Source organism: Skermanella sp. TT6 (assembly GCF_016653635.2).
Taxonomy (GTDB): Bacteria; Pseudomonadota; Alphaproteobacteria; order Azospirillales; family Azospirillaceae; genus Skermanella; species Skermanella cutis.
Genome location: NZ_CP067420.1, coordinates 57,459 through 78,022, shown reverse-complemented (window position 1 = coordinate 78,022; position 20,564 = coordinate 57,459). Strand labels below are relative to the sequence as shown.

Sequence of the window (20,564 nt, the reverse complement as noted above, 5' to 3'; positions counted from 1 at the left end):
CCTTGCGGCTTCGGGCCGGCAGCGTGAGGCTTGGGGGCCGCAGGAACCATACGGAGCTATGGGGTCTTTGCCAAGCCCGGCACCGGCCGCTCCAGCCCGGGAATTCCGGCCAGCAGCCGCTCGATCGCCCGGGCGACGCCGAGCACGGCGCGGTCGGCGCCGTAGCGGCCGCAGATCTGGATGCCGAACGGCGTCCCGGTCGCGTCCAGCCCGCAAGGCACCACGACGATCGGGTGGCTCAGCACCGTCAATCCGTAGGTGATGGCGAGCCAGTGCATGTAGTTCCGGGTCGGCGCCCCGTTGATCGTTTCCGGATACCACTGCTCGACCGGGAAGGGCGGGACGGCCACCGCGGGGCAGATCAGCACATCGACCCCCTCCATGAAGGCCACGAACCGGCTGAAATACCGGGTCTGCTCGGACATGGCCCAGGCGACGTCGCGAATGTCGAGCTTGAGGGCCGATTCCATGTTGGCGACCACGTTGGGCGCCAGGGCGTCGCGGTGCTTCTCGAACTTTTCCCGGTGGGACCCGACGAAGATGACCGAGCGCAGGATCTCGAACACGGTGTCGATCCCGGCGAGGTCGGGCCCCTCCTCCGCCACCGCGCCGAACGCGCCGGACATCCGCGCGACCGCGGCCCGGAAGGTCGCCCGGATGCCGTCGTCCACCGGGGCGAAGCCCAGGTCCTCCGACACCGCGACGCGCAGGGACGCCGTGTCCACCTCCGGCAGGGTCAGGAAGGAAGACGGATCGGCGCAGCCGGGCAGCGGGTCGCGCGGGTCGGTGCCGGCCATGGCCGACATCAGCAGGGCGGCGTCGGCGACGGTCCTGCCCATGGGGCCGTCCACCGAGGACGGCGACCAGGCGATGCCCCGGCGCTCGCTGGGGACCATGCCGGGCGACGGGCGGTAGCCGGTGATGCCGCAGAAGGCGGCCGGCGTGCGCAGGCTGCCGCCATGGTCGGAGCCGGTGGCGAGCGGGACCATGCCGCAGGCCAGCGCCACCGCGGAGCCGCCGGACGAGCCGCCGCAGGTGCGGGCGGGGTCGAACGGGTTGCGGGTCGCGCCGAACACAGCATTGCGGGTATTGGCGCCGGTGCCGAATTCCGGCGTGTTGGTCTTGCCCAGCACGATGGCGCCGGCCCGGCGCACCGCGGCGACGACCCGCTCGTCCTCCGCCGGGACATGGTCGGCATAGAGCCGGGAGCCGTAGGTGGTCCGGACGCCGCCGGTGTCGCTCAGGTCCTTGATGCCGATCGGCAGCCCGTGCAGGGGACCCAGCGGACCGCCGCCCATGACGGCCGCCTCGGCCTCGGCGGCCTCCATGCGCGCCCGGTCGAAGCAGCGGCTGACCAGGGCGTTCACGGTCGGATCCACGGCCTCGATTCGGCTGATGCAGGCGTCCACCAGCTCGCGCGGGGATATCTCCTTGCGCCCGATCATCCGGCGGAGGGTGACGGCGTCGAGATCGCACAGGTCCTGGGAAGTCATCACGTTTCCTCTTTTCTGCCGGCCCCCGGGGCCGGTTCGCGTGCCCTTACTACGCTGTCTATCAATCACGCCTTGCGAAGTCCCGGCAATTTGGTGAAATTGGCGCTCCGGATCTTTCGTATTAGCCTTTTCAGTCGCGTTCCGCGGTCAGGATCACCGACATGTCCCATTCCGGCCAGACCCCGGCGCCCTCCGCCGGGGAGGCGAAAGCCGCACCGCAGTCGCTGCTGGGCTGGATCTGGCGCTCCTACCTGCGCACCGCGCTGATACCGCTGCTGTTCGTCGAGCTGGCGCTGATCGGGATCTACCTGTTCTCCAACGCCCTGATCCGGGACGAGAACCTGGAGGCGATGCGCGCGGTCGCCCGCGACCAGCTGACCCGCACCGCCCGCCAGGAGGCGGAGACGCTGAACGCGACCCTGGCCGGGATCAGCTCCGCGACCTCCCTGCTCGCCCGCCAGGCGGAGCTGGCTTACCGCACGCCCTGGCAGGCCCCGCCCGAGGAGGTCGAACGCTACGCCTACGGTCCGCAGGGCTCCTGGTACACCATTCGCGACATCGGCCTGGGTGCGGCCTTCTACAGCGGCATCGTGCCGGTGGGCGAGGCGGAGCGGGCGAAGGCGCTCCGGCTGTCGCAGCTCGACCCGTTCCTGAAGAACCTGCAGCAGACCAATCCGCTGATCGCCCAGGCCTATCTCAACACCCGGGACAGCCTCAACCGGATCTACCCGTATTTCGACGTCTCCGGCCAATATGCCGAGCTGATGGACATTCCGTCCTTCAACTTCTACTACGAGGCGGACGCCGCCCATAATCCGGACCGCCGGACGGTCTGGACGGACGTCTATGTCGATCCGGCGGGCAGCGGCTGGATGGCGTCGGCCATAGCGCCGGCCTATGCGGACGGCGTGCTGGAAGGCGTGGTCGGCGTGGACGTCACGGTGGGCCGGTTCGTCGAACGGATCGCCGGGCTGCAACTGCCCTGGGACGGCTACGCGGTCCTGCTCAACCGCGACGGGGTGCTCCTGGCCGTGCCGCCCGCCGCCGAGCGCGATTTCGGGCTGACCGAACTGACCGAGCACCACTACGACAAGGCCATCATGGCCGACACCTTCAAGCCGGACGACTTCAACATCTTCCGGCGGCCGGACCTGGCCCCACTCGCGGCCCTGGTCGGAGCCTCGGGCTCCGGAGCCGGCACCCTCGCCCTGGGCGGGGAAGGCGGCGGTTCGCGCCTGGCTTCCTGGGCGACCATCGGCGAGACCGGCTGGAGGCTGCTGGTGCTGGCGCCGGAGAGCAGCATCTTCGCCGACGCGACGGCGCTGAAGGACCGGTTCGACCGTATCGGCCTGATGCTGATCGCGGCGGTGACCCTGTTCTATGCCGGCTTCTTCGCCATGCTGTACCGGCGCGCCCAGGGCATGAGCCGGGCGATCTCCCGCCCGCTGGCGGAGGTCGACGCGATCACCGACCGGATAGGCGCCGGCCAGGACCTGGAGCAGGCGCCCCGCTTCGGCATCCTGGAGCTGGAACGGACCGCCGGCCGCATCGTGGCGATGGGGCACCGGCTGGCCGAACACCGGCAGGCGATCGCCGCGACCACGGGCGCGCTGGAGGCGCGCAACCGCCTGCTGGCGACCATGCTCGACACCGTGCCGGTACCCCTGTTCATGCTCGATCCGTCCGGGCGCTATATCGGCTGCAACGGCCATTTCGCCGCCTTCGCCGGGGTGCCGCGCGACGGCGTGGCGGGACGGACCCCGGCCGACCTGTTCGGGGCGGCGGCGGCTCAGTTCGCCCGCGACGCCTCGGGAGCCGGCCGGGACGGCGGACCGGAGGAGGACCCGGACGGGGGCCGGACCCGCCAGTACGAGGCGGTGCTGCACGACGCGGCGGAGGGCGAGGACCGCACGGTGATGGTCGGCGAGGCCGCCTTCCGCGGGGCGGACGGCGCGGAGGCCGGCATGGTCGGCACCTTCTTCGACGTGACCGAGGCCCAGCGCGCCGCCGACACGCTGCGCCGCGCCAAGGAGCAGGCAGAGGCGGCCGACCGCAGCAAGTCGGAGTTCCTGGCCAACATGAGCCACGAGTTGCGCACCCCGCTGAACGCGATCATCGGCTATGCCGAGATGCTGGCCGAGGATGCCGAGGACCGGGGCGACCAGTCCTACGTTCCCGACCTGGAGAAGATCCGATCCAGCGGCAAGCACCTGCTGTCCCTGATCAACGACATCCTGGACCTGTCCAAGATCGAGGCCGGCCGCATGTCGGTCGACATCGCCCCGTTCGACGCCGACCGGCTGGTCGAGGAGGTCCGGGCGATCTCGACTCCCCTCGCGGACGCCAACGGCAACCGGATCGAGGTCGAAGCCGGCCCCCTCCTGGGGATCATCCTGTCCGACCAGACCAAGCTTCGGCAGATGCTGCTGAACCTGGTGGGGAACGCCTGCAAGTTCACCTCCGGCGGGGTCATCCGCATCGCCGCCCGTACCATCCGCACGCCGGCCCCCGCCGTGGAGTTCGCGGTCAGCGATACCGGTATCGGCATGACGCCGGAGCAGCTGAGCCGGCTGTTCCGCCGCTTCACCCAGGCCGACGCCTCGACCACGCGGCGCTACGGCGGGACCGGGCTGGGGCTGGTGATCAGCCGGCATTTCGCCGACATGCTGGGCGCCCGGATCAACGTGTCGAGCGAGCCGGGCAAGGGCAGCACCTTCACCATCACCCTGCCGGCGGAAATTCTCTCACCGGCGGCGCCAGCGGCCGCGGAGTCCCGGCCGGATGCCGCGGCGATCGCCGGACCGTCCCCGGCGGCGCCCGGACGGTCCGTCCGCGTGCTGATGATCGACGACGACCCGGCCCTGCACGACGGGGTGGACGCAGCGGTGGAACGCCTGCGGGCCGCCGATCCCTCGGCCGGCACGCTGATGGTGCTCCACGCCTTCGGCGGGACCGAGGGGCTGCGGATGGCCCGCGCCTTGCGGCCGGACATCCTGGTCCTGGACGCGGAACTGCGCTGCCGCGACGGCCGGTCGCTGCCGGAAAACCTGCTCGGGGAATTCGGCATGGCCTGCCCGCCTCAGATCCTGCTGGTTCCGTCGGGCTCGGAACCGATCCCGTTCAACCTGCTGGCCGACGCCGCCGAGTGCCTGGCCAAGCCCGCTTCCGCCGACGCCGTCGCCGAGGCGATCCGCCGCGTCGCCTCCACCGGCGCCGCGATGCCCTCGGCGGAAGTCACCGGCTCCAGCGCCTGCGACGTGCTGGTGGTCGACGACGATGCCGTCGCCCGCGACGTGCTGCGCCGGACCCTGGAACGCGCCGGCTTCACCGTCGCCGAGGCCGAGGACGGGCTGGCGGCGCTCGACGGGATGCAGACAGGCCGGCCGCTGGTCGTGGTCCTGGACCTCGGGATGCCGGCCCCGGATGGCTTCCAGGTGCTGGAGGTGATGCGCGGCGACGGCCGCCTGAACGGCATCCCGATCGTCGTCGTGACCGCGCTGGACCTGGACGAGGAGCAGGCCGTCCGAATGGACGGGCAGGTTGATCGTGTGTTACGTAAAGGTGCATATGAACGGGACGATCTGGTCAGGACGATCCGCCGGCTGATCGTCGGGGAGCAGGCCGACCGCGAACTTGCCGATCTTGCGGGACCGTGACGGGGGGCGTCGATTGACTTGTATCCTGATCGTCGAGGACAACGACCTGAACCGCGACATGCTGTCGCGGCGCCTGACGCGACGCGGGTTCCGGGTGATCGTGGCGGTGGACGGTGCCGCCGGGGTGGAGACGACGATCCGCGAGCATCCCGACCTCGTCCTGATGGACATGAGCCTGCCGGTGATGGACGGGTGGCAGGCGACCCGGACCATCAAGGCCGATCCGGCGACCGCCGCGATCCCGGTGATGGCCCTGACCGCGCACGCCATGACGGAGGACCGGGAGCGCGCCATGGCGGCCGGCTGCGACGAGTTCGAGACCAAGCCTGTCGACATCGACCGACTGCTGGCGAAGATCGAGTCGCTGCTGGCCCGCTTTCCCGCGGTGAACGGGTCATGAGCGGCGTTCCGCTCGGCGTCGAGGCGGCCCATGGCGAACTGCGGCGGCTGACCGGAAGCATCGCCGCCCACGGCGCCCGGGTGACGGAGGCCGGACCGTCGATCACCGACGAGGACGACGTGAAGATGCTGGGCTACATCACGGTCTCGATCGAGTCGCTTCGGGAGCTGACCGGCACCGGCACCCCGAACGACCTGCTGAGCCGGCCGCACCGTCACGCCATCCGCAATTGCCTGAACGCGATCAAGGGCGGTGCCCAGCTGCTGGTCGAGGGCGCTCCCGACAACGGGCTGGAGCCGAACGGACCGGCCGCGCGCGCCGCCGAGGCGATGGCCGAGGACAGCGACGCCATCCTGGCCTGCCTGGACGCGGTCCGCGTCGAAACCGGGTCCGAGTGACGGCGCCCCCCGCTCAGACGTACAGCCGCTCGCCCTCCAGGTCCTTGTAGAGATCCGCGACGTACTCGCCGTACCCGTTGTAGAGTCGGGTCGGCACCATCTCGCCCGTGCCCAGCACCCGCTCCCTGGCCTGGCTCCAGCGGGGATGGGGCACCTCCGGATTGACGTTGGCCCAGAAGCCGTACTCGGCGGCCTGGATCTGCTCCCAGAAGCTGACCGGGCGCTGGTCGGTGAAGGTGAAGCTGACGATCGACTTGATCGACTTGAACCCGTATTTCCAAGGCACCGCGAGTCGCAACGGCGCGCCGTTCTGCTTGGGCACCGGCTTGCCGTACATGCCGGTCACCATGAAGGCCAGCTCGTTGGTCGCCTCGGCCAGGGTCAGTCCCTCGACATAGGGCCAGGGATACCAGAACTGGCGCTGCCCGCTCGCCATGCCGGGGTCCTGGAAGGTCCGCATCACCACATACTTCGCGGAGCCGAGCGGCCGGGCGAAATCGACCAGGGCCTTCATGGGAAAACCGCTCCAGGGCACCGCCATCGACCAGGCCTCGACGCAGCGGTGGCGGTAGAGGCGTTCCTCCAGCGGCATCCGCTTCAGCAGGGCGTCGATGTCGACGGTCTGCTCCTGCTCGACCATGCCGTCGAACGTCACGGTCCAGGGACGCAGCTTCAGCTTCTGCGCCGCCCGCCAGATGTTCTTCTGGGAGCCGAACTCGTAGAAATTGGTGTAGGTGGTGGATTCCGCCGGGTCGGTGATCGCGCGATCCAGCGTGAAGCGTTCGTTGCGCGGCACCGGGTAGAGGCCGGCGGTCGGATCGTCCGCCGCGACCTCCGTCTGGCCGAACGCCGGACCGCCCGGGATCGAACCGGCCGCCGCGATGGCCGGCGCGGCCACGGCGGCCTTCAGCAGGCTGCGCCGGCTGAGGAAGACGTCTTCGGGTGTCGCCGCCGAGTCCGGCAGCTCCCACCCCCGTCTGGATCGGATCAGCATGGCATTCCTTCCTCGGCAATCTGCGTTCGGGTCCGCAAACCCGTCGCGTGCAGATTTGACCTTGGAGCGGTGCGCGTGCAAATCAAGTTCGGGTGATCGCGCCGTGACGCGCGATCACCGGGACCCCGACGGACCTCAGCCTTCCAGCATGCTGCGCAGCATCCAGGCGGTCTTCTCGTGGAGCTGCATGCGCTGGGTCAGCAGGTCGGCCGTCGGCTCGTCGCCGACCTTCTCGGCGGCCGGGAAGACCGACCGCGCGGTGCGCACCACCGCTTCCTGGCCGGCGACCAGCTGGCGGATCATCTCCTCCGCCTTGGGCACGTCGGTCGCCTCCTGGATCGAGGTCAGGGCCGAGTACTGGGCGTAGCTGCCGGGAGCCGGGAAGCCCAGGGCGCGGATGCGCTCGGCGATCAGGTCGACCGCCAGGGCCAGCTCGTTGTACTGCGTCTCGAACATGAGATGCAGCGTGTTGAACATCGGCCCGGTCACGTTCCAGTGGAAGCTGTGGGTCTTCAGATAGAGCGTGTAGGTGTCGGCCAGCAGCCGGGACAGGCCCTCGGCGATCTCGCGACGGTCGTTCTCGGCGATGCCAATATCGATCTGCATTATTCGTCCCCCTGGAAAACCGGATCGGAACCTGATCCGTATCACAGATGTGGGGCTTCGGCCGCGAGCCGGCAAACAGTCTTTTTAGAATCGTTCCAAACTTCGTGGCATGCGCTGAACGCATGGCGCAACGATCCAGCCGCTGCACCATCCGGCGCGGCCTGCTGCATTTCGGCGCATTGCAAAGCCGTCAGTCGACCTGGGTGCTCAGCACTTCGGGCGGTCCGTCCGGGTCGAGCGCCGTGCAGGCCGCCGTCTCGGGGTCGAGCCAGGGGTTCGCCAGGGTCTCGTCCTCGTCGGCTTCGGGCAGCAGGAGGTGCATTCCTTCGCGTCCCGCCAGCTCGGCCTGGTCGGCCGCGACCTTGCGCGCTCCCGCCTCGTCCGGCGCGCGGATGATCAGCCGGCGGGTCTTGCGGTAATGCTCCCATTTGCGGGCCAGGGGGAGCACGGGTTCCAGAACGAAGAACGGCATCGATTCGTCTGTTCCTTCGGCCGCCGGCGGTCGAATGCCGCCGGCGGGGGTGGGGGTCGGCTCGCCCGATCAGCTCATGGACGAACGAAGCATCCAGGCCGCCTTTTCATGGGCGTCCATGCGATGGTTCATCAGGTCCTCGGTGACGGTGTCGTTGGCCTCGTCGCAGATCTGGACGACGGCGCGGCAGGCCTGGGTGACGGTCTCGTTGTCGCGCACCAGCTGCTCCAGCATGCCGCGCGAGTCCGGCACGCCGTGCTCGTCCTCGATCGTGCTCAGCTTCAGGATCTGGCTGAGGCTGCCCGGCGCGAAATAGCCCAGGGCACGGATGCGCTCGGCGATCTCGTCGACCGCGGTGGTCAGGTCCGTATACTGCGTCTCGAACATCTCGTGGAGGCTGTGAAACTGGGCGCCGGTGACGTTCCAGTGAAAGCCATGGGTCTTGCCCAGCAGCGTATAGGTATCCGCCAGCACCTTCGCCAAGCCGTCGGAAAGCGCTTTCCGCTTGTCTTCGGGAATGCCGGTATGGACAGCCATCGGTTCATGGGACTGCGCGGTCGTACTTTCGAACGCCATGGTCTTCTCCTTGAAACATCGTGGATTCACTTGTCCACCCTGCCAATCCAAACTTGACCGCTGCTCGGCCAAGTCAACCCCGTCGCGGCTCATTCGCCGCGACGGGACCGGGGCAGGCGGGATTCCCTGCTTCAACGAGAAAATGGGTAAAAGGTGCCGTGACCCTGCACATTTGACGCAGCCATGCGGTGTCCGGACACCGTCTTCCGAGCGGGATCCGGGCGGTCCAACTCCTTTGCCGGGAGCAGGACCCGCCGTTCCGTCACTGCGCCGCCACCAGCGACTGGCGCATCTCGACCGCCCGGTCGGCCAACCGCCCGGTCAGTTCCGCCAGATGGTCGAAGCTGGCGGTGAAGATGCCCAGCCCAAGGGTCAACGAGCGGAGCTCGACGATCAGGTCGCGCAGTTCCGCCTCCGGCATGAGTGCCTTGACCTCGTCCCAGCCGTCCCAGCCGGCGCGCCCATCGAAGCCCAGGATCTGGCCCCGGCGGCCGGTGATCAGCCGCTGCACCTTGGGCGTGAACTCCGTCGGAGCGGCGATGGTCACCTGCAGGATCGGCTCCAGCAGCACGGGATCGCATTTCGGCATCGCCTCGGTCATGGCCATGCGGCCGACCGTCTTGAAGGCCTGCTCGCTGCTGTCCACGGCGTGGAACTGGCCGCCGGTCAGGGTCACCGCGACGTCGACCACCGGGAAGCCCAGCGGCCCCTGCGCCAGGTATTCCCTCACGCCGGCCTCCACCGCCGGGATGAACTGGCGCGGCACCACGCCGCCGACCACCTTCTCGTCGAACACGAACCCGCCGCCGCGCGGCAGCGGCCTGACTTCCACATGCACGTCGGCGAACTGGCCGTGGCCGCCGGTCTGCCGCTTGAAGCGGGCATGCTGAGCCGTTCCCTTGCGGATCGTCTCCCGGTAGGCCACCTGCGGCGCCCGCGAACGGACCGGCAGGTTGTACTTGCTGCGCAGGCGGTCCATGGCGAGCTGGAGATGGATGTCGCCCTGGCCCCAGAGCACGATCTCGCCGGTATCGGCGTTCTGGTTGACCGACAAGGACGGATCCTCCTCGGTCAGCTTGGCCAAGGCCGCGCTCAGCTTGACCTCGTCGTTGCGCTGCTCGGCCGAGATCGCGGCGGAATAGACCGGCGACGGCGGCGCCGGCCACAGCGGCGTCCGGATCCGGCCGCCCTGGTCGTCGAGCACGTCGCCGGTCGTCACATGATCCATGCGGCCGAACGCCACGACTTCGCCGGTTGCCGCCGCCGGCTGCTTGTGCTGCTCGTGCCCGTGCATGCGGTAGATGCCGCTGACCCGGTCGCCGCCGAGGGTCATGCCGTCGGTGACCTCGCCCTTCCAGACCCTGGAGAAGCTGAGCTTGCCGGCGTGCGGCGCGTGGTAGGTCTTGAAGACCTGCGCCACCGCGCCCGCCGCCAGGGGGATCTCCAGCCGGGCCGCCGTGGCGGCGGCCTCGGGCGTCTCGTGGCGCAGCGCCTTCAGCAGGCGCCGGACTCCGTTGTCGTTCTCCGCCGAGCCGATGAAGACCGGGACGATCAGGTCGGACGCCAGGTCCTTGGCGAGTTGCCGGTAGACCTCCTCCTTGTCCGGCGCCACGTCCTCCAGGAGCTGCTCCAGCAGGCTGTCGTCGAAATCGGCCAGCGCTTCCAGCAGTTCCTGCCGGGCCGCCTGCTCGCGCTCGCGCACCGTGTCGGGCACCTGGACCAGGTTGGAAGGGGCGTGGGGGTTGTAGTGGTAGGCCCGTTCGCTGACCAGGTCGACGCAGCCGGTGACCGTGTCGCCCTCGCGGATCGGCACCTGGCGGAGCACCAGCGGGCGGGTCGAGGCGGCCTGGAGCGCCTGCATCAGGTCGCGCACCCGGACGTCCTGGGTGCCCATGGAATCCACCTTGTTGACGAACAGCATGTGCGGGATGCCGTTGTCGTCGAGGAACTTGAACAGGGGGGCCAGCATCGGCGCCTTGTCCGCCGTCGGCTCGCACACGACGACCGCGACGTCCGCGACCATCAGGGCCGACTGGCCCTCCGCGGACAGCTCGACCGAGCCGGGGCAGTCGAGGAACGTCCAGCGCTCGCCGAGATAGTCCGCGCTGGCCAGCCCGACCTCGACGCTCATCTTGCGGGCGCGCGCTTCCGGCGCGCTGTCGCCCACGGTATTGCCGTCCTTGACGCTGCCTTTGCGGGTGACGGCGCCCGCGGCGAACAGCAGGCTTTCCATCAAGGTGGTCTTGCCGCTGAGATAGGGGCCGACGAGGGCGGCGCAACGTGGCCCCGCAATTCTGGTGCTTGGCATTCGGAACCTCCCACTACCGTTTTGACGGATCGGGGGCGTCCGCGGGCTCGGCCTGTCTTGGAACGACGGCCGTGGACGTCGTCGACCCGCTAGCGTATCGGTACGACCGATCGTCCTCCCGCCGCCGATGGCTGTCCACGAAAAAGAGCATGCTGCACCGCCGAAGTGATGCGACAGTCCCGCGCGCCGGCGATGTCTTTTGCAAACTATACCAAATGTTCTGTCTATTCTTGCCGGCGGGCTGCGGCACTTATCCCCGTTGACAGCCCCGCCTTTGATATCGATAGCTGTACTCGCGACATAAGCCAACCCGACCGGGGGAATAATCATGCGCTTGCTCATCGCGGGATGGAGCGGCAGGATCGCCCTGGTCGGGGCCATCCTCCTGATGCTGACGGGCGTTGCCGGCGCGGATCCCGGCAAGCCGACTCGCGACGAGGTGGAGGCGCTGACGCTGAAGGCCGCCGCGCTGATCGAGTCCCAGGGGATCGAAGCCGCTCGCGAGGCCTTCAACCGGGCCGGCGAATTCCGCTTCGGGGAGATCTATGTCAACGTGATCGATTTCACCGGCACATGGCTGGCCTACCCTCCCCGCCCGGCCGGAGTCGGCCAGAACGTGGTCAACCTGAAGGACGCCGACGGCCGCTTCATGGTCAAGGACATCCTGAAGGTCGCGCAGGAAAGCGGCCACGGCTGGGTCAGCTATCGCTGGCTCAACCCGGTTTCCAACCGCATCGAACCCAAGACCTCCTTCGTGAAGCGGGTCCCGGGCAAGGATCTGGTGGCCTATATCGGCATCTACGAATAAATCCGCCGACGGAAGGTGCGCGTCCCGGCCAAAAAGAACGCCCGCAAATCGAATGACTTGCGGGCGAGTTGAACAGGGAGGCTTCACGTCTGGGAGACGCGGGTCCGAAGACCCAACCCCGGACCGAGATCCGGAGCGAAACAGCGGATATTGCATCGCAACACCGCCGGATGATTATTTGGTCATCCGCTGCCCGAATTCCATGCATAATTCAAGGAAGCGCCCATGCAACCTCCGCATGGCTTTGATATGCAACGATCTGTTCAGAACGTCGTCTCCGCCACTTTGCGCACCAGGAAGTCACGGAACACGGCGATGCGCTTGGAATGGCGCAGTTCCTCGGCATAGACGAAATAGGTCTCGACCGTGGGGCCGTTCAGCTCGGGCAGCACACGCACGATGTCGCGGCTGCCCTCGACCATGTAATCCGGCAGGGCGGCCATGCCCAGACCGCTCTCCACCGCCTTGAAGATCGCGTATACATTGTTGACGCGCATGATGGGACTGCGGGTCCCCTGGGGCGGATCGCCGGCGTCCAGCAGCCAGTTGATGTTGGTGATGGGCGCCCGCATGTCCGAGGGGTAGGCGATCAGGTCGTGGTTGTCCAAGTCCTGGACCGTCTTGGGCACGCCCTTCCGCTTGAGATAGCTGACATGGCCGTAGACATGGAACCGTATCGTCATCAGGTGACGCTGGATCAGGTCGGGCTGGCGCGGCGAGGTCATGCGGATCGCGATGTCCGCCTCGCGCATGCCCAGGTCGAGCTCGGTGTCGTCCAGGAGGAGGGTGAGCTGGATCTCCGGGTAGATCTGCAGGAACTCGCGGGCGCGCGGGGTCAGCCAGGTCGTCCCGAAGGCCACCGTGGTGGTGATCTTCAGCGGACCCTTGGGGTGCTCGCGGCTCTCCGTCAGCATCGCCTCGGTCATCGACAGCTTGGCGAAGACGTCGCGCGCGGTCTGGTAGAGCAGGTCGCCCTGCTCGGTCAGGATCAGCCCGCGGGCGTGCCGATGGAACAGCGGCACGTTCAGGCTTTCCTCGAGCGCGCTGATCTGGCGGCTGACCGCGGATTGACTTAAATTCAGGCTTTCGCCGGCATGAGTGAAGCTGCCGGCTTCGGCCACGGCGTGAAAGACCCGAAGCTTATCCCAGTCCATGAAACGTCCCGTTCATCGGCGGGCGGAATGATGTCCGACCGTCGCGTCATCTTGGTCCGCGGAATGCGCAGACCGTACGATGATATACCGCGACGTACATCAAGGCCACGGTCGTTAGGATCGAAAGAGCACGAATAACGGGCAGCCGCCGCGAAAATGCCGGAGTCCGGCCCCGGAAACCCGAGCGGCGGCTGTCCCAGGCGGCGAATTCAGTCCCAGGCGCCGATCATCTGGGTGGTCGTCGCCTCGCGGAGCGCCTCCTCGGGCGATCCCTCGGACTGGGCCAGGAACTTCTCCGCCTCCAGCGCCGCCATGCAGCCCATGCCGGCCGCCGTCACCGCCTGGCGGTAGACCTTGTCCTTGACGTCGCCGGCGGCGAACACGCCGGGCACGTTGGTTGCGGTCGAATCCGGGGCGGTCAGGATATAGCCTTCCGGATCGGTGTTGACCTTGCCCTGGAAGACCTTGGTCGCCGGATCATGGCCGATCGCGATGAACACGCCCTCGACCGGCAGGGTCGAGACGTCGCCGGTCTTGACGTTGCGCAGCTTCAGCCCCGTCACCGCCTTGGGCCGGTCGTCGCCGCCCTCGCCCAGGATCTCGTCCACCACGGTGTCCCAGACCACCTGGATCTTGGGATTGCGGAACAGCCGCTCCTGCATGATCTTCTCCGCGCGGAACGAGTCGCGCCGGTGGATCACGGTGACCTTGGAGGCGTGGTTGGTCAGGTACAGCGCCTCCTCGACCGCGGTGTTGCCGCCGCCGACCAGCGCTATCTCCTTGCCGCGGAAGAAGAATCCGTCGCAGGTGGCGCAGGCGGAGACGCCGGCTCCGGCGAAGGTGCGCTCGCTCTCCAGCCCCAGCCAGCGCGCCTGGGCGCCGGTCGCGATGATCACGGTGTCGCCGGTGAAGAGGTCGCCGCTGTCGGCCTTGGCCCGGAACGGGCGCTGGGTGAAGTCGACCTCGGTGATCACGTCGAAGAACATCTCGGTCCCGACATGCTCGGCCTGGCGCTGCATCTGCTCCATCAGCCAGGGTCCCTGGATGACGTCGGCGAACCCGGGATAGTTCTCCACGTCGGTCGTGATCGTCAGCTGGCCGCCCGGCTGGAGCCCCTGCACCAGGATCGGCTTCAGGTTGGCGCGGGCGGCATAGATCGCGGCGGTGTAGCCGGCCGGGCCGGCGCCGATGATCAGGACCTTGGAATGATGGTGAGCGGGCATAGGCTGCTGGCCTCGGCTGGAATGGGTTCGCTGTATCCGGCTGAACATGATCGGTGTGAACATGGGCCGACGCCGCTTCAGCGTCAACCGGCGGGCTGCGGAGGCTCGATCCGCTGGCCGGTCCGCGCCTCGATCCGGCGGCGGATCTCGGCGCCGACCATGGCGGTGTCGTCGAGCGGCCTGTAGGTCCAGTGGTCCAGCTCGCCGGTGAAGGTCCGGATGATGCCGGCATCCTTCAGGGCCTGGTGGAAGGTCTGGAACTTGGGCGAGCCGCCGTCCAGCTCGATGATGTAGACCGGCTTGCCGGTCGAGCAGGCCTCCGACACCATGGACACGCTGTCGCTGGTCACGACGATCACGTCGGCCAGGGCCAGGAACGCGAAATACGGGTTCTCGCCCTGCCCGTCCCAGACGACCGACGGCACGTCGGCCATGCGGGCGCGTAGGATCGCCTCGTTGTCGGCGCCGGTCCGGCGCGACGGCGTCACCAGCAGCCCGGCGCCGTGGCACTTGGCGAGGTTGGCCAGCTTCTCCGCCACGTCGCCCATGATCACCGGGGTCATGCGGAACAGCTTGTTGGTCCCGCCGATCAGTACCGCGATGCGCGGATGGGGCAGATGCCCGTAGGCCGGCCCCATCCGGGCCGCCGCATCGGCCAGCTTGGCCGGCGTGACCATGTGAAGCGCGCCGCGCGTGGTGATCACGTTGGGGCCGCGCAGCTTGTCGTGCTGCGGCACCACCACCAGGTCGAGCAGGCGGGGCGGGATCTGGGGGTCCTGGATATGGACCGCGAAGGTCTTGCCCCTGCTGGCCCGGCGCACGCCCAGGGCCGGCGTGACGCCGGCGCGGCCCGACGTGATCAGCAGGTCGGGCCACGGCGGCTCCAGCGCGTCGCTGCCGGGCGCGGTCGAATGCCTCGGCCCCAGCCGGAAGAAGGGGCTGAGCTGGCGCCAGGGGCTGCGCAGGGTCACGCGCTTGACGATGGGCGGAAGCCCCACCGCCTCGGCCAGTCCGATGCACTGGTTTTCCATGCCGGCCTTGCCGTCGGTGACGACCCAGCAGGTGAGATTTTGCACGATCACGGGCCTTCGTGGTTGCTGACCGGGGGCGTCGATAGCACAATCCGCCTATTATAAAGTTTCGCACTTGTAAGACGGCTCTGTCTTGGCGTAAACCAGTGCTCTGTGTAATATCCTTTCCAATTCATCCCGAGGGGCTACAAGAGAAGACCATGCGGCGAGTCAAACTCGACCGGATTGACCGGCGCATCCTGCGCGACCTTCAAGCCGACGGTCGCATGACCAACGTCGAGCTCGCGCGGCGCGCGGGCATCTCGGCGCCGCCCTGCCTTCGGCGCGTCCGCGCCCTGGAAGAGGCCGGATTCATTCGTGGCTACCATGCCGACATCAACCCCGAAGCCCTCGGTTACGGCGTGACCGTCTTCGCCCACGTGGGGCTGACCAGCCAAGCCGAAGCGGACCTAAAGAAATTCGAGGAGTTGGTCAATAGCTGGCCGCTGGTGCGCGAGTGCAACATGCTCGCGGGCGAGACGGACTTCCTGCTGAAGATCGTGGCGGAGGACTGGGACTCCTACCAGCGCTTCCTCACCACCAAGCTGACCAGCGCGCCCAACGTCAGCCACGTCAAGTCGGCGCTGGCGATCCGCACCTCCAAGGCCCTGCCGGGCGTTCCCATCGACACCGAGATCGGCGACCTGCCGGACGAGGAGGAACTGGAGGAGGAGGAATAGGGGCGGGAGCGCCGCCTGCCGGAACCCCGGAAAAGAAGATGCCGCAAAAAGAAAATGCGGGCTTTCGCCCGCATTTTTTCATGGCAGTCCGTGGCGTGGCAGTCGAGCGTCAGGCGTCGAGGCGCCTCAGCGGAACTCGACCTTCACGACCTCGTAGCTCTTCGAGCCGCCGGGGGTCGGCACCTCGACCATGTCGCCCACGGTCTTGTTGATCAGCGCCCGCGCCAGCGGGGAGCTGACCGACAGCAGGCCCTGCTTGATGTCGCTCTCGTCCTGGCCCACGATCTGATACGTGGTCTCCTCGTCGGTGTCCTCGTCGGCGACCGTGATCGTCGCGCCGAACTTGACGGCGTCACCCGAAAGCTTCGAGACGTCGATCACCTCCGCGCGGCTGATCTTGTCCTCCAGTTCGAGCACCCGCCCTTCGATGAAGCTCTGCCGCTCGCGCGCCGCATGGTACTCGGCGTTCTCGGAAAGATCGCCGTGCTCCCGCGCTTCCGCGATGGCCTTGATGACCGCCGGCCGCTCGATCGTTTTCAGGTGCCTTAACTCCTCTTGGAGGCGGTTGTAGCCCGCCGCCGTCATTGGAACTTTTTCCATTTCCCGGTCCACTCGACGCTGAAGAAGACTGCGGCGCGGCCAGATCAGCCGCGCCGGGAGCCTCGATCCCCTTAGTACGACCCGCTCAGGTAGGACTGGAGCGGTGCCACGTCAAGGCTACCACTCCGAAGCGCCGAGATAGCCTCGACGGCAGCCCGCGCCCCCGCGACGGTCGTGTAATAGGGAATGTTATTGACGAGTGCGGTCCGGCGCAAGCTGAAGCTGTCGGACATGGCCTGCGCGCCGTCGGTCGTGTTGAAAACCAATTGCACGTCGCCGTTGATCATTGCATCGACGATGTGCGGTTGCCCTTCGAGCACCTTGTTGACCCGGGTCACCGGGATCCCGGCCTCGCCGAACGCCTTCGCGGTTCCCGCCGTGGCGAGCAGGGAGAAGCCCATCTCGCGAAGCTTGGCCGCGATCGGCACCATCGCCGCCTTGTCGTGGTCCTTGACCGAGATGAAGACCCCGCCCGACAGCGGCAGGACGACTCCGGCGCCGGACTGGGCCTTCGCGAAGGCGCGGCTGAAATCCTTGTCCAGCCCCATGACCTCGCCGGTCGACTTCATCTCCGGCCCCAGGATGATGTCCACGTTGGGGAAGCGGGCGAACGGGAAGACCGCCTCCTTCACCGCGGTGTGCGGCGGATTGGGTCCCTTGAGGTCGAACGCGTCCAGCTTCTCGCCGGCCATGACCCGCGCCGCGATCTTGGCGATCGGCGTGCCGGTCGCCTTGGCGACGAAGGGCACCGTGCGGCTGGCCCGCGGGTTGACCTCCAGGATGTAGACCTGGGTGCCCTTGACCGCGAACTGCACGTTCATCAGCCCGATCACGTCCAGCGCCTCCGCCAGCATGCCGGCTTGCCGGGAGATGTCGGCGACCACGTCGGACGGCAGCGAATAGGGCGGCAGCGCGCAGGCGCTGTCGCCGGAGTGGATGCCGGCCTCCTCGATATGCTCCATGATGCCGGCGACATAGACCCGGGTGCCGTCGCGGACGGCGTCCACGTCCACCTCGATGGCGTCCTGCAGGTAGCTGTCGATCAGCACCGGGTTCTTGCCCGAGACCTTGACGGCGGAGCCCATGTAGCGCTTCAGGCCCGCCATGTCGTGGACGATCTCCATGGCGCGGCCGCCCAGCACGTAGCTGGGCCGGATCACCACGGGGAAGCCGATCCGGGCGGCCACCTCCTCAGCCTCCTCCAGGGAGCGGGCGAGGCCGTTGGCCGGCTGGTGCAGGCCCAGCCTGTGCAGCAGCTGCTGGAACCGCTCGCGATCCTCCGCCAGGTCGATCGCGTCGGGCGAAGTGCCCAGGATGGGGATGCCGGCGGCTTCCAGGTCGCGCGCCAGCTTCAGCGGCGTCTGGCCGCCGAACTGGACGATCACGCCCAGCACCTCGCCCCGGCTCTGCTCGACCCGGACCAGCTCGATCACGTCCTCGGCGGTCAGCGGCTCGAAATAGAGCCGGTCGGAGGTGTCGTAGTCGGTCGATACCGTCTCCGGGTTGCAGTTGACCATGATGGTCTCGTGCCCGGCCTCGTGCAGCGCGTAGGCGGCGTGGACGCAGCAATAGTCGAACTCGATGCCCTGGCCGATGCGGTTGGGGCCGCCGCCCAGGATGATCACCTTCCTGCGGTCCGACGGCTCGGCCTCGCACTCGGCGCCGCCGAAGCCGTCGGCCTCGTATGTCGAGTACATGTAGGGCGTCTGGGAAGCGAACTCCGCAGCGCAGGTGTCGATCCGCTTGTAGACCGGCGTGACGCCCTGCGCGCGGCGCGCCGCCGCGACCTCCGCCTCGGCGGTGCCGACCAGCTCGGCCAGCCGGGCATCGCTGAAGCCGGCCTGCTTGAGGCGCAGCCAACCCTGCCGGTCGGCGGGCAAGCCGCCGGTGCGGACGGCGGTCTCCGCCGCGACGATCGCCTGGATCTGCTCCAGGAACCAGGGATCGTACTTGCAGGCGGCCTGGACCTCGTCGACGCTCAGGCCGTGCCGGAACGCCTGGGCGATCACCAGCAGCCGGTCCGGCGTCGGACGGCTCAGCGCCGCCCGGACGGTCAGAGGGTCGGGATTGCCGTCGCCGATCAGCACCTCGTTGAAGCCGGTCAGGCCGGTCTCCATCGACCGCAGCGCCTTCTGCACCGACTCGGCGAAGGTGCGGCCGATCGACATGGCCTCGCCGACCGACTTCATGGAGGTGGTCAGCAGGGGCTCGGTGCCGGGGAACTTCTCGAAGGTGAAGCGCGGCATCTTGGTGACGACATAGTCGATCGTCGGCTCGAACGAGGCGGGCGTGACGCCGGTGATGTCGTTGTCCAGCTCGTCAAGCCGGTACCCCACCGCCAACTTGGCGGCGACCTTGGCGATCGGGAAGCCGGTCGCCTTGGACGCCAGCGCGGAGGAGCGGCTGACGCGCGGGTTCATCTCGATCACGACCATGCGGCCGTCGGCCGGGTTGACGGCGAACTGCACGTTCGACCCGCCGGTATCGACCCCGATCTCGCGCAGCACCGCGATCGAGGCGTTGCGCATGATCTGGTATTCCTTGTCGGTCAGCGTCAGCGCCGGCGCCACGGTGATGCTGTCGCCGGTATGGACGCCCATCGGGTCGATGTTCTCGATGGCGCAGACGATGATGCAGTTGTCGGCGCCGTCGCGCACGACCTCCATCTCGTATTCCTTCCAGCCCAGCACCGACTCCTCGATCAGCACCTCGCGGGTGGGCGACGCGCGCAGGCCGCCGCGCACGATCTCCTCGAACTCGGCCCTGTTGTAGGCGATGCCGCCGCCGGTGCCGGCCAGCGTGAAGCTGGGGCGGATGATCGCGGGCAGGCCGGTCTCGGCCAGCGCTTCAAGCGCCTCGTCGAAGGAGCGGACCATGCGGCTGCGCGGGCTTTCCAACCCGATCTTGTCCATGGCGTCGCGGAACAGCAGCCGGTCCTCGGCCTTGGCGATCACCTGCTTGTTGGCGCCGATCATCTCGATGCCCAGGCGCGCCAGCGTGCCGTCGTCGTCCAGGGCTATCGCGGTGTTCAGCGCGGTCTGGCCGCCCATGGTCGGCAGCAGCGCGTCCGGCCGCTCCTTCTCCAGGATCTTGGCGACCGTGGCCGGCGTGATCGGCTCGATATAGGTCGCGTCGGCCAGGTTGGGGTCGGTCATGATGGTGGCCGGGTTGGAGTTCACCAGGATGACCCGGTACCCTTCGGCGCGCAGGGCCTTGCAGGCCTGGACGCCGGAATAATCGAACTCGCAAGCCTGGCCGATGACGATGGGGCCGGCGCCGATGATGGCGATGGACTTGATGTCGGTACGTTTTGGCATGGCGCTCGGGCTCTGGTAACTTCAGGCGCAACAAAAATCCCCTCCCCGGAAGAACAGGGAGAAGGTTCGAATGACTGGCACGCCGATCCGACCGCTGAAGACCCCGGAGTGGCGGCCCGCCCCTATATAGAGGCTCAAGTCCGCCGCGGGAAGCGCGACGTTGCCCGGTGATTGCAGGATTGCCTTGGGCGCACGCGTGGGAGCGTCGCGCTTCGCGCGTTGGAGCGCCACGCTCGGCGCGGCGGTTCAGCGGGCGGGGCTGGGATCGAGATAGCGGCGAAGGGTCTCCAGCGGCGCCACCCAGACGGCGCACAGCCCGGTGTCCTGCCGGTCGAACAGGTAGACCTTGTCGAGCGTGCTGCGCTTTTCCGGATCGTGCAGGTTGACGCCGGATCCCCAGCCGATGCCGTAAGGCCGGTCGTCGGCCGACTGCACCCGGAAGATCCAGTTGAGCCGCTGGACGAAGGCCCCCCGGCGGCAGGCCTTGGACAGGACCGGATCGACCTTGGCCACTTGGCGGACGCTGCCCTTGAGGCGGTAGACGATCCGCTCCGGCCGGATCGGAGTCGCGCGGAACGGGTACAGCCAGTCCGGCGGCCAGGGGGAGACCGGGAACGCCTCGAAATGCGGCGGCGCGGTGCGGTCGAGGCTCTGCTGCTCCGCCCGGGACGGCCCAGGCATCAGCGCAAGCAGGAATGCGGGTATCAGGAAGTACGGGCGGCGCATCGTCGGGATACCCGGTGCGGCTCCTGCCGGACGGAGGGGCAGGATCACGGATGGACACGGATATCCACGGATTAACACGGATG

General features: G+C 68.1%; 17 protein-coding genes. 5 read left to right on the top strand and 12 right to left on the bottom strand.

Going from position 1 to position 20,564, the window contains the following annotated elements; all coding sequences use genetic code 11:
• Window positions 1-56 precede the first annotated feature (56 nt).
• A complete protein-coding gene (locus tag IGS68_RS00320) occupies window positions 57-1,493 on the bottom strand; it encodes an amidase (protein WP_201076430.1) in 1,437 nt (478 codons plus the stop codon).
• Between the two features lie 161 nt (window positions 1,494-1,654).
• On the opposite strand from IGS68_RS00320, the gene IGS68_RS00315 reads away from it, so the two are divergent.
• Genes IGS68_RS00315 through IGS68_RS00305 form a run of 3 tightly spaced genes read left to right on the top strand, consistent with a single transcriptional unit; the run spans window position 1,655 to window position 5,947 of the window.
• The gene (locus IGS68_RS00315; RefSeq protein ID WP_201076424.1) at window positions 1,655-5,149 is read left to right on the top strand and encodes an ATP-binding protein; all 3,495 of its coding nucleotides are present in this window, start codon (window positions 1,655-1,657) and stop codon (window positions 5,147-5,149) included.
• Window positions 5,150-5,162: 13 nt separating this feature from the next.
• Entirely contained in the window at window positions 5,163-5,549 is a 387-nt protein-coding gene (locus IGS68_RS00310; protein ID WP_201076421.1) for a response regulator, read from the top strand.
• The gene (locus tag IGS68_RS00305) at window positions 5,546-5,947 is read left to right on the top strand and encodes a hypothetical protein (RefSeq protein ID WP_201076411.1); all 402 of its coding nucleotides are present in this window, start codon (window positions 5,546-5,548) and stop codon (window positions 5,945-5,947) included. Before IGS68_RS00310 ends, IGS68_RS00305 begins: the two co-directional genes overlap by 4 nt.
• A 13-nt stretch (window positions 5,948-5,960) precedes the next feature.
• Here the strand turns inward: IGS68_RS00305 and msrP are convergent, their stop codons facing one another.
• The 5 genes from msrP to IGS68_RS00280 all read right to left on the bottom strand — a co-directional run bounded on the left by msrP (window position 5,961) and on the right by IGS68_RS00280 (window position 10,903).
• Window positions 5,961-6,941, bottom strand: a complete 981-nt coding sequence (gene msrP / locus IGS68_RS00300) for a protein-methionine-sulfoxide reductase catalytic subunit MsrP (RefSeq protein WP_201076409.1) — start codon at window positions 6,939-6,941, stop codon at window positions 5,961-5,963.
• A gap of 135 nt (window positions 6,942-7,076) precedes the next feature.
• Complete coding sequence (locus tag IGS68_RS00295; protein ID WP_158043402.1) at window positions 7,077-7,547, bottom strand: Dps family protein; 471 nt, start codon at window positions 7,545-7,547, stop codon at window positions 7,077-7,079.
• 190 nt (window positions 7,548-7,737) lie between these two features.
• A complete protein-coding gene (locus IGS68_RS00290) occupies window positions 7,738-8,019 on the bottom strand; it encodes a hypothetical protein (RefSeq protein WP_201076407.1) in 282 nt (93 codons plus the stop codon).
• Window positions 8,020-8,088: 69 nt separating this feature from the next.
• A complete protein-coding gene (locus IGS68_RS00285) occupies window positions 8,089-8,595 on the bottom strand; it encodes a Dps family protein (RefSeq protein ID WP_247881108.1) in 507 nt (168 codons plus the stop codon).
• 262 nt (window positions 8,596-8,857) lie between these two features.
• Complete coding sequence (locus IGS68_RS00280; RefSeq protein WP_201076405.1) at window positions 8,858-10,903, bottom strand: elongation factor G; 2,046 nt, start codon at window positions 10,901-10,903, stop codon at window positions 8,858-8,860.
• 328 nt (window positions 10,904-11,231) lie between these two features.
• On the opposite strand from IGS68_RS00280, the gene IGS68_RS00275 reads away from it, so the two are divergent.
• On the top strand, window positions 11,232-11,711 hold the full coding sequence (locus tag IGS68_RS00275; RefSeq protein ID WP_201076404.1) for a cache domain-containing protein: 480 nt from the start codon (window positions 11,232-11,234) through the stop codon (window positions 11,709-11,711).
• Between the two features lie 263 nt (window positions 11,712-11,974).
• On the opposite strand, the gene IGS68_RS00270 is transcribed toward IGS68_RS00275, so the two are convergent.
• From IGS68_RS00270 to IGS68_RS00260, 3 genes are all read right to left on the bottom strand, one after another.
• Window positions 11,975-12,865: a LysR family transcriptional regulator gene (locus tag IGS68_RS00270; RefSeq protein ID WP_201076402.1), complete on the bottom strand. Its 891-nt coding sequence runs from the start codon at window positions 12,863-12,865 to the stop codon at window positions 11,975-11,977.
• A gap of 209 nt (window positions 12,866-13,074) precedes the next feature.
• Entirely contained in the window at window positions 13,075-14,088 is a 1,014-nt protein-coding gene (gene trxB / locus IGS68_RS00265) for a thioredoxin-disulfide reductase (protein WP_201076400.1), read from the bottom strand.
• An 83-nt stretch (window positions 14,089-14,171) separates the two neighbouring features.
• Window positions 14,172-15,164, bottom strand: coding sequence for a mitochondrial fission ELM1 family protein (locus tag IGS68_RS00260; protein ID WP_247881107.1), 993 nt, complete (start codon window positions 15,162-15,164; stop codon window positions 14,172-14,174).
• A 155-nt stretch (window positions 15,165-15,319) separates the two neighbouring features.
• Here IGS68_RS00260 and IGS68_RS00255 point away from each other — a divergent pair, with 155 nt between their 5' ends.
• Window positions 15,320-15,838, top strand: a complete 519-nt coding sequence (locus tag IGS68_RS00255; protein ID WP_201076398.1) for an Lrp/AsnC family transcriptional regulator — start codon at window positions 15,320-15,322, stop codon at window positions 15,836-15,838.
• Window positions 15,839-15,964: 126 nt separating this feature from the next.
• Here IGS68_RS00255 and greA read toward each other — a convergent pair whose 3' ends face one another.
• The 3 genes from greA to IGS68_RS00240 form a co-directional block, all read right to left on the bottom strand.
• Window positions 15,965-16,438, bottom strand: a complete 474-nt coding sequence (greA, locus tag IGS68_RS00250; protein WP_158043374.1) for a transcription elongation factor GreA — start codon at window positions 16,436-16,438, stop codon at window positions 15,965-15,967.
• Between the two features lie 71 nt (window positions 16,439-16,509).
• Complete coding sequence (gene carB, locus IGS68_RS00245) at window positions 16,510-19,755, bottom strand: carbamoyl-phosphate synthase large subunit (RefSeq protein ID WP_201076396.1); 3,246 nt, start codon at window positions 19,753-19,755, stop codon at window positions 16,510-16,512.
• Between the two features lie 246 nt (window positions 19,756-20,001).
• Window positions 20,002-20,481, bottom strand: a complete 480-nt coding sequence (locus tag IGS68_RS00240) for a hypothetical protein (RefSeq protein WP_201076392.1) — start codon at window positions 20,479-20,481, stop codon at window positions 20,002-20,004.
• Window positions 20,482-20,564 lie beyond the last annotated feature (83 nt).

What these genes read in the sequence shown, in the direction of transcription:
- IGS68_RS00320 (WP_201076430.1), bottom strand. Translation starts at nt 1,493, where the DNA reads ATGACTTCCCAGGACCTGTGCGATCTCGACGCCGTCACCCTCCGCCGG.
- IGS68_RS00315 (WP_201076424.1), top strand. Translation starts at nt 1,655, where the DNA reads ATGTCCCATTCCGGCCAGACCCCGGCGCCCTCCGCCGGGGAGGCGAAA.
- IGS68_RS00305 (WP_201076411.1), top strand. Translation starts at nt 5,546, where the DNA reads ATGAGCGGCGTTCCGCTCGGCGTCGAGGCGGCCCATGGCGAACTGCGG.
- msrP (WP_201076409.1), bottom strand. Translation starts at nt 6,941, where the DNA reads ATGCTGATCCGATCCAGACGGGGGTGGGAGCTGCCGGACTCGGCGGCG.
- IGS68_RS00295 (WP_158043402.1), bottom strand. Translation starts at nt 7,547, where the DNA reads ATGCAGATCGATATTGGCATCGCCGAGAACGACCGTCGCGAGATCGCC.
- IGS68_RS00290 (WP_201076407.1), bottom strand. Translation starts at nt 8,019, where the DNA reads ATGCCGTTCTTCGTTCTGGAACCCGTGCTCCCCCTGGCCCGCAAATGG.
- IGS68_RS00285 (WP_247881108.1), bottom strand. Translation starts at nt 8,595, where the DNA reads ATGGCGTTCGAAAGTACGACCGCGCAGTCCCATGAACCGATGGCTGTC.
- IGS68_RS00280 (WP_201076405.1), bottom strand. Translation starts at nt 10,903, where the DNA reads ATGCCAAGCACCAGAATTGCGGGGCCACGTTGCGCCGCCCTCGTCGGC.
- IGS68_RS00275 (WP_201076404.1), top strand. Translation starts at nt 11,232, where the DNA reads ATGCGCTTGCTCATCGCGGGATGGAGCGGCAGGATCGCCCTGGTCGGG.
- IGS68_RS00270 (WP_201076402.1), bottom strand. Translation starts at nt 12,865, where the DNA reads ATGGACTGGGATAAGCTTCGGGTCTTTCACGCCGTGGCCGAAGCCGGC.
- trxB (WP_201076400.1), bottom strand. Translation starts at nt 14,088, where the DNA reads ATGCCCGCTCACCATCATTCCAAGGTCCTGATCATCGGCGCCGGCCCG.
- IGS68_RS00255 (WP_201076398.1), top strand. Translation starts at nt 15,320, where the DNA reads ATGCGGCGAGTCAAACTCGACCGGATTGACCGGCGCATCCTGCGCGAC.
- greA (WP_158043374.1), bottom strand. Translation starts at nt 16,438, where the DNA reads ATGGAAAAAGTTCCAATGACGGCGGCGGGCTACAACCGCCTCCAAGAG.
- carB (WP_201076396.1), bottom strand. Translation starts at nt 19,755, where the DNA reads ATGCCAAAACGTACCGACATCAAGTCCATCGCCATCATCGGCGCCGGC.
- IGS68_RS00240 (WP_201076392.1), bottom strand. Translation starts at nt 20,481, where the DNA reads ATGCGCCGCCCGTACTTCCTGATACCCGCATTCCTGCTTGCGCTGATG.